Genomic DNA, 9,339 nt, shown 5'->3' with positions numbered 1-9,339 from the left:
TCTGTTTCCTAAACCATATTCATAGAAATTTGGTCGCCAAGATGGGTTTTCATCTCCAAGTATAGCTAAACTAATTACTGGTTTATGGTAAAGGTCAAAAGCTCGATAGTTATAGATAAACATTCGCTGGCTAAATTCTCGGTCATACTGACTTTGCACTTCTTTATTATCAAAAAAGATAGCGTACTCTAACTTTTTACCAGTAGGTTCTTCGGCATCAAAAATACTAACCTCATTAAAATCTATTTCAGTTTTAGTTTTAATTTCTGGAAATGACCATACTTGCAAAAATCTTTCAGCGATTATTTTTAATCTCTCTTCAATTTCTTCTTTTCCCCATTTATCTATTTCGCTTAAATAGCGATTCAACCAAAGTCTACTATATTTATAACCTTGCTCTTTGCCATCTATATTCATATCTCTTTTAGAAGTAAATGTTTTATTTCCTAACTTACCATTATTGCCAGAAAGAGTTAAATTAGCAATAATATTCAAATAATTATCTTTAATCGAATTAAATTCTTCCGTTCCTAATTCGGCTTCCCACTGTGGGTCAGGATTTTGAGGAAATATATGTTCTATAGTAATGTCATTATTTTCTTCAATTTTGACAGGTTCCTTATTTTGATAATTTTCTAATCGCTCTAAGCAATAAATTCTGTTTTTTGCCTTTATGCCATACATATCTTTTTCTCGAAGAGCATTTATTACTTCATGATTTCTAGGAAATCTTTGGTTGCCTTTTTTATTAATCAAGGCTGATTGAATAGAAGTTAAATAATCTCCTGGATTGACATCTTCATAAAGGCGCATAAAAATTTTATTAAGTGAATTAGGTGCTAATCCAACAATAAATCTTCTCCATGTAAATGATTGAATTAATTCTAATACATCAACAAATGTTTGTTTAGATATTAAACGGCTGGAATAGTCATCATATACTTTCAACATAAATGGATAAGTAACATTAATTTCTAAGCGATTAATATATTCTAATTGTAATCTAATTTCTCGATCTGGCTCATGAATAGGATTTACTAACTTGTGATAGTATTTGGCAAATTTTTTGATAGGCTTCAGATTATTTTCTACATCTTCAACGGTTGTTGATATTGGGTATTTTAATTTAAACTCTTGATAAACTTTATTTTTGTTGGGAATTTTCTTATTTTTAAGGGTTAAATAATCTCGAATGTAGTCAGAAACTTTACTAGAATTTTTGGATTCATCTCTGGCATTTTTTTCAATATATTCCCAATAATTTCTGTAAATCTTTTCTTGCGATTTAGTTTTAAGACCCATTAATATATAGTTTCTGATTAAATCTGATTGAGATAATTCAAGACCTGTGGAATTCAGACTTTCAAATATTCTCTGGGGGTCGTCTTTTCCCCTTTCTAGAGATATTTCCACAAACATTAATTTATTCAATCCTGTCTGTATAATTTCATAGTTTTCTTCAGATATTCTAGAGCGAAAGTAGTTGAAATTATCAACTAAGCGTGAGAAGTCTGAGTATTATTCTTGATTTTCAGTATCTAATAGATATTTTAAAATTTTCTCATTATTTTCTGTTGGTCTTAATTTTAATTTTTCTTCATCCTGAGCAAATTCATTAATTAGGTATGTTTTATTTATCCGATTAGCTAAAGCTTCCTTCTGCAATTCTTTTGCTAATCTGTAAAGAACTAAATAAATTAAAGTGACAGTGGTTAAACGTTGTTGCCCATCAATAATAGTTAGTTCCCTGATTCCTGAAACTGAGTAAATATCATCATGTATATAAACAATACTTCCAATAAAGTGAGCATTTAGTTTTTCTTTTTCGCCAAGTTCAAAAATATCATCTAACAGTTGTTTACATTGAGCAGAACCCCAATCATAATTTCTTTGATAAATTGGGATAACAAATTGTGTATCATTTTGAGAGAGAAATCTATGGAGATTAACTTCGTTGGCTTTCATATCTAATTTCAAGCAGATGAGATAGATAAATTTATTTATAAATCTTACTATGAAGCATAAAAATTAGCAAGAAAATCTAGTTGATGTGTTTTTATCTTTTTATTTTTGCTTTAATCCCCATCCATTTTTTCTTCCTTTTTCCTTCTTCCTTCTTCCTTCTTTTTTCTTCCTTCTTCAACTATAAATCTTCTCCTATATTTTATCCCATCGTTTACTTAAAGATTTTCATAAGTACTAGAAAAATAGAATGTCGATCAGGTTTAGGTCTCTAACTTCCCAAAGCTCTTTTTCTTGTTCTGTATAATTTGCTGGTATTGCTTGATTAAATCATTTGAATCAAATATTGCTGAAGTTAAGGCTTTTAAGGATTTATTCCTGAACTAACTCATCAAGGCTTTTTCTTAATAAAATATACAAAAATATTACAAAGTTTAAATTGTCAATTTCAATTTTTAGAGATATAATCATGTACCATAAATAGATGAACTTATCTATTTTATTCAGGAAATAAACCTCTAATAATTGTAGTTAAAAATTATCCTCAAATCAAACAAATATGGTGTTCAAATATTGGAAACATTTTTTACTAGGATTATTCCTAGCTTTTGCCATTGCAGCTTGTGGTTTTTTTAACACAAGTTCAAAACAGGCAAAATTACCTATGGTAGACCTCATAATTACTCCTCCACTACCGGAGTGGATAGAACAAATTAGTCCGACGGGAGAAGCAGAACTTTTAAGTCAAATTCGGATTCGGTTTAAAGAACCTTTAATTCCTTTGGAAGCTTTGGATTCTCCAGAACAACAGGAGAAACTTAAAAAGTTTGAAATTTTCCCAGAATTACCTGGTCAATTCCGATTTTTGACTCCGAAAATGGTTGGTTTTCAACCTGCTGAAGCTTTGCCAAAGTCTACGAGAGTAAAGGTTACTTTGAAGGCTGGTTTATCCGACCTTAAAAATCATCAATTAAATGAATATTTTGCTTGGACTTTTAATACTGAACCAGTTAAATTAACAAATTTACCAACTACTAAGCAGCAAAATAGAACACCACAACCAATTGATATAAATCCGACGTTAAAATTTACTTCCAATGTGGAGTTGGATGTAGATTCAATTGAGAAAAATTTAAAATTTTTACCAGAGGGAGAAACAGAAAGTTTACCTTTGACAGTTAGTTTAGAAACATTGGAAACTAATGGGGAGGAAGAAGAAGTTGTTACAGAAGAATTTGATTCTTCATTCCGTCAGTGGAATTATTCGATCGCTCCTCAAACTACTCTAGAAAAGGGTACTAAATATCGCCTGGAATTTGACTCGGGAATTCAACCTGTAAAAGGTAATTTACCCAGTCAAACACCTTTTGTCAGTGAAGTAGAAACTTATTCTGCTTTTGAATTTTCTGAACTGAAATTTTCCCAGGGTGGCGGCAGGTTTGTTAAAGGTAATCCCTTGTTGGAATTTAATCATGGTGTTGTACCTGAATCAGCATTAGAAAATATTACTATTGAACCACAACCAAAAGAGACAAAAAATCTGATTCAAGCTTATGATGACTATAATATTGTTAGTCTCAATCCTTGGGCGTTAGAACCCGATACAAATTATACAATTACTATCGGCGCTAATATCAAAGATAAATTCGGGGAAGTATTAGGAAAGCCTGTTGTTTTAAATTATCAAACAGGGGATTTAGTCGGAAATCTTTCTGTACCTGCTGGTTTAAATATTTTTCCTGCTAGTCAGGATTTACAACTGAATATTTCTACAGTAAATTTGCCAGATTCGGAATACAAAGCGGCTTATCAAGTTGTTCAACCAACAGATTTGGTTTACGCAGAATCGGCTTATCCTAGAAGAGATAGAAAAAATTTATTACCAGCAAATGAAAAGTGGAAAAATTATCCTGTTTCTGGAGAAAAAAATCAGATTCAAGAAGTAGCAGTTCCCCTCAGAGAACAACTCGGCGGTCAGACAGGAATGTTGGCTTATGGAGTAAAAGCACGGACGAGTTCTTATGTACAAAACGGCGAGACAAAATGGCAGGAACCGAGATTTTATGGATTGGTACAACTGACTAATTTGGGAGTATTTGCTCAGTGGTTTCCAGAGTCGGGAATTATTCGGGTAAATCATTTGGATGATGGTGCGCCAGTTGTGACGGATGTGGAAATTTATCAATCTCAATTAAATGCTAAATCTCAGCCTAAACCTACTGCTTGTGCCACGGGAAAAACCGATGAAAATGGTTTGCTAAGTTTGACTAAGACCGACTTACAAAAATGTATGAATGGTCGGCGTTTTTCCCAAGCACCGGAATTATTAGTAATTGCCAAAGAAAAGGAAGATTGGGCTTTTGCCAGAACGAAAGAATATAGCGGTACTTATGGTTATGGGATTTATTCTGGTTGGGATAGTGGCAAGGCTGAATCGCGGGGTACTATTTTTTCTGATAGAGAACTTTATCAACCAGGGGAAAAGGTTTGGTTGACTGGAGCTGCTTATTATTTGGAAAATGGTAACTTGAAACAAGCGGAAAATATGGATTATCAAGTAACTATAAATAATCCAGATGGAAATAAGACAAATTTAGGTACTCAGACTACTAATGAATTTGGTACTTTCTCTCTAGAAATTCCTCTAGATAATAATCAGTCATTGGGTTATTACAATGTGGAAGCTAAGGGAGAAAATGGCATAGAATTTTACGGACAATTTCGCGTTGCTGAATTTAAACCACCTAATTTTCAAGTAGACCTAAAACTGAATCAAGAAATTGCTTTGATTAATGAACAAATAGTGGCGGAAGCTGAAAGTAATTATTTGTTTGGTTCTCCAGTACAAGGAGCAAAGGCTAAATATTATGTGACTCGTCAAAAGACAGAATTTACTCCTGAAAATTGGCAAGAATTTGACTTTGGTCGTCAATGGTTTTGGCCGGAAGAAACGCCGACTATTCCTAATAATGTATTGGAAAAAAATGTGGTGTTAGATAATCAAGGTGAGGATAATCAAATATTTACTGTCGGAAAAGACTTGCCTTACCCAATGACTTATCGAGTAGATGTGGAAGTGACAGATATATCTAATCTTTCTGTGGCAGATACTCAAACTTTTACCGCTCTACCAAGTAACAAATTAATAGGTCTAAAAAGTAAATTTGTTGCCGATGCTAATAAAAAGTTTCCGGTAGAAGTTATTGTCACCGACCCTCAAGGAAAACCACTTTCTGGAGAAAATATTCAACTGGAATTACAACAAATGGAATATAGTAGTGTTACTCAGGTAGTGGCAGGTAGTCGCAACCCCAAATATCAAGTCGAATATAAAACTGTTGCGAGCCAGAAAGTCAGAAGTGGCAATAAACCCAAAACCGTCAACCTCACTCCACCAGAGTCTGGTAGTTATCGCATCCGGGCTAATTTTGCCAATGCTGAAAATGACATTACTGGCACCGATATTCAGATTTGGGCAACCGGAGCAAACCGCGTTTATTGGGGAGGTCGCAACGAAGACCGTCTAGAAATTAAACTCGACAAAGACACCTACAAACCAGGAGAAACAGCAACCGCTTTAATTCAGTCACCCTATCCAGAAGGGGAATTATATTTTGCCGTCGTCCGTGACAAACCACTGTATGAAAAAATCATCAAAGTTACAGGTGGCGCGCCAGAAATTCAGTTTCAAGTGACAGAAGATATGTTACCCAATGCTGCGGTAGAAGCAGTATTAGTGCGGCAAGGTCAACCACTCGCAGAAGTGGAACCGGGAACTGTGGAAAATTTGATGAAAGTTGGTTTTACTCCATTCAAAATTAATTTGGCAGACAAATACTTAAATGTAGAAGTCACACCCCAACGTCCGGAAGCGCAACCGGGAACTATGCAGACTGTGGAATTGGCAGTTAAAAATAATCAAGGGCAACCCACTAAAGGTCAGTTTATAGTGATGGTCGTAAATGAAGCGGTCTTGCAACTAAGCGGTCATCGTCCCCCAGACTTAGTCGAAACCGTCTACGCTGAACAACCAATATCAACCACTTTCAACGATAACCGTCCCGAAGTACAAATGGAGGCCATGTCATCCGCTCTGAGAAAAGGTTGGGGTTATGGTGGCGGCATATCATCTGCTGCATCTAGCACCCGCATTCGTACAGACTTTCAATCTTTAGCTTATTACAACGGTTCTGTAATTACAGATAATAACGGTAAGGCAACAGTAACTTTTAAAATGCCAGACGATCTGACAACTTGGCGCGTAATGACTGTTGCCACAGATGGGAATTTGCATTTTGGCAACGGGGAAGCAACTTTTGTGACGACTCAACCATTAATGTTAAACCCAGTGTTGCCTCAGTTTGCTCGTATCGGCGATAAATTTGAGGGTGGCGTAACAGTTACGAATAATACTGGCAAAAAAGGAAATCTGAAAATAGATGGGGAAGTTAGTCAGAATATTTTGTTTGCCGAAAATTCCCAAACTACCCAAATTTTTCAAACCAGCACAGACTCAGGTACCAACGCTTACCGTTTCCCAATGGAGGCAAAACAAGCGGGTGAGGCAAAAGTGCAATTTACCACTGACCTGAATAACCGAAACACAGATGGGTTTGAAATTTCATTACCCGTGCAGTCCTTGGCAGCAAGTGAAAGTGTTGTAGAGTCTGGAACAACTGACTCTCAAATACAAATTCCACTGAATATTACAGAGAATGTAATGCCAGATGTGGGAGGTCTAGAAATTTCCATGGCAAGTACATTAATACCAGAAATTACAGCCCCCGCAAAAGCAGTGTTGAAAAAAGACCAATTACCATTTTTAGAGCCTACCGCCAGTCAATTAGCGATCGCCTCGAACCTCCAAATATTGGGTGAGAAATACGAGCAAGCATTTGTAGACTTCAACCCAGAACAACAGGCAAAACAAGCATTAGAAAAATTAGAAAAGTTGCAACTGCCAGACGGAGGTTTTGGTTATTATCCAGGATGGGAAAAATCCAATCCTTATCTAACACCCTATGCAGCAGAAGCGATCGCCCAAGCAAAAAAAGCATTTCCAGATTTAGTAAATGAGGAAATGGTAAGTAGTCTACGGAATTACTTAAACAACATTTTGGCAGACCCAGGCAAAGATGAATATTGCAGCGAACAACTTTGTAAAAATCAAGTGCGCTTAGATGTTTTAATGGCATTGTCAGAATTAGGCGACACCCGCAATAGCTTCCTGTCAGATATTTATCAACAACGGGAGAAATTATCTCAGGTAGACCAAATAAAACTAGCGCGCTATATATCTACCTTCCCAAAATGGCGCACCCAGTCAGCAGAAATGTTTAAGGAAATTCAGGAAAGCGTCTATGAAACCGGACGTAGTGCCACATTGAATATACCGCCAACCTGGGGATGGATGAATTCGACTACCGCTGCTCAAGCTCAAGCATTGCGACTATTTATTACCCGCGACGCCAAACCAGAAGTATTAGACCGACTATTACAAAGTCTGCTCAACCTCCGACGGGATGGCACCTGGCGCACAACCTATGATAACGCCGAAGCATTGAAAGCATTGGTTACTTATAGCAACACCCAACCAGCTCCACCGAATTTCGTCGCCACCGCCAAATTATCAGGCAAACAATTAGATGCTGCCCGTTTTCAAGGTTATGAAAATCCGAATCTATCTTTAAATGTAGCAATGGATGGGTTGCCAAAAGGAGAATCAGATTTAGTCTTGGAAAAATCTGGAGAAGGCAAACTACACTATTTAGTCGAATACAGTTATCGCCTCCCAGGAAACAAACCAGGAAAGTATAACGGTTTGCGAGTAGCACGGGAAATTCGTCTGGCAAATGCCGTAGGAACGTTGCATGAAACGTCCGTTTTGCAACGCATGGATCTATCTGAAGTGGCGTCACCATTAGATGTCAGTGCAGGGCAAGTCTTTGATATTGGCATTGAGGTTATAACAGACCGCCCCGTAGACCATGTGATTATTCGTGACCCACTGCCAGCAGGTTTAGAAGCAGTTGACACCAGTTTCCAAACCGCCACTTCCGCTGTCAAAGCAAAAGCAGATAGTTGGCAAATAGGATATCAACAGATATATCGCGATCGAGTAGAAGCTTATGCAGACCGTTTAAACCCAGGAGTGTATAGCTTACATTATTTAGTCAGGTCTGTTACTCCCGGAACATTTATATGGCCTGGAGCAGAAGCAAAGTTACAATATGCACCCGAAGAATTTGGGCGATCGGCAACAGCAACGTTGGTTGTGAAATAGTATGTGACTTTAGGGTTTTAGGGTACGCAATGCTTACCCTAATTAGGAGCTGCTGAAAAAAATTGGTTGGTGGGGGGAAGACACACCGGAGACGGATGTCATTTCCCCTTACATTCACAGCTAAATTAACTTTGCTTTCTGGAAAATTTGCAGAGGAGTTAAACTTAACTCAGGTAATAAATCATTCCCTAAACTATCTTCCCCTTGCTTCGTTTGTGGAGGAGAATCTGGATAAAAAACGGTGATTTTCTTAACCTTTGTATCAATTAACCAAACAAGGGATACCCCTGCTTTTAGATAAGCTTCCGCTTTCTCACTAAGGTTACTAAAAGATTGAGCAGGTGATATAATTTCTATGACTAATTCAGGGGGAATGGGGCAAGCATCATCTTCTAATTCAATATCCCCTAACTTATCATAAGATATATAGAGTAAGTCTGGAATCGGACACCAATCTTTGTCATCTCGTTTTAAGCGAACACACCATTCGATACCAACTTCCCCTTTATCTTGATTCCAATCTTCAAGAATTGAGGATAAAGCAAGTGTTACACGGGAATGAGAACGTTTGGGTGACATTTTTTGAATTAATTCTCCATCGAAATATTCATACTTTTCACTAGCTAAAGGGGATGACAAAAATTCATCCAGTGTGAGCCTTTTTTCTTGGATAGCAGTCTTGGACATCCTTATAATTCTCCTAATTAATTAAGTAGAGTTAATACAGTATAATGTTCTTGACACTCTCACCGTTAAGTCATATCATGTCCGGTTGAATACTTATAATTAAGATAGTAGGGGAGCGGGGGAGCAGAGGAGTAGGGGAGTAGGGGAGCAGGGAAAATAGAGAGATTTACTGTTTAAGCAAGAGGATAAGTTTTTTCATCACGCTATTATCCGGACATGATATCACAGCTCCTAGCTCGGCGCATAACGCTATGCAGATTTTCCAGCCTTGGGTTTCTTCTCAAACACGGTGTAAAGTAATTTCTATATCAAGTTGTTTGAGAAAATCAAGTAGTTTCCCTTCACTAAACTTTTGAAATTCTCCGTTCATCAAATGAGATACTTCTTGTGGAGAAATACCCAGAATA

The 9,339-nt window shown here is 36.8% G+C and carries 4 protein-coding genes and 1 pseudogene; 1 reads left to right on the top strand and 4 read right to left on the bottom strand.

What is annotated here, in order from left to right; all coding sequences use genetic code 11:
• Both F6K13_RS34945 and F6K13_RS06970 read right to left on the bottom strand, forming a co-directional pair.
• Positions 1-813, bottom strand: an 813-nt coding sequence (locus F6K13_RS34945) for an HNH endonuclease family protein (RefSeq protein WP_353735642.1), incomplete at its 3' end; no start/stop codon positions are given.
• A 504-nt stretch (positions 814-1,317) separates the two neighbouring features.
• A pseudogene (locus F6K13_RS06970) lies at positions 1,318-1,965 on the bottom strand (DUF262 domain-containing protein); the annotation flags it as partial.
• Between the two features lie 556 nt (positions 1,966-2,521).
• Here F6K13_RS06970 and F6K13_RS06965 point away from each other — a divergent pair.
• A complete protein-coding gene (locus F6K13_RS06965) occupies positions 2,522-8,245 on the top strand; it encodes an alpha-2-macroglobulin (RefSeq protein ID WP_192901214.1) in 5,724 nt (1,907 codons plus the stop codon).
• 120 nt (positions 8,246-8,365) lie between these two features.
• Here F6K13_RS06965 and F6K13_RS06960 read toward each other — a convergent pair whose 3' ends face one another.
• A complete protein-coding gene (locus tag F6K13_RS06960; protein ID WP_124147381.1) occupies positions 8,366-8,932 on the bottom strand; it encodes a Uma2 family endonuclease in 567 nt (188 codons plus the stop codon).
• Between the two features lie 280 nt (positions 8,933-9,212).
• Positions 9,213-9,329, bottom strand: coding sequence for an XRE family transcriptional regulator (locus F6K13_RS34940; RefSeq protein ID WP_353735641.1), 117 nt, complete (start codon positions 9,327-9,329; stop codon positions 9,213-9,215).
• Positions 9,330-9,339: the final 10 nt, after the last annotated feature.

It is taken from the genome of Okeania sp. SIO2B9 (assembly GCF_010672505.1).
Classification (GTDB): Bacteria; Cyanobacteriota; Cyanobacteriia; order Cyanobacteriales; family Microcoleaceae; genus Okeania; species Okeania hirsuta.
This window is presented reverse-complemented; position numbering and strand designations above follow the sequence as displayed.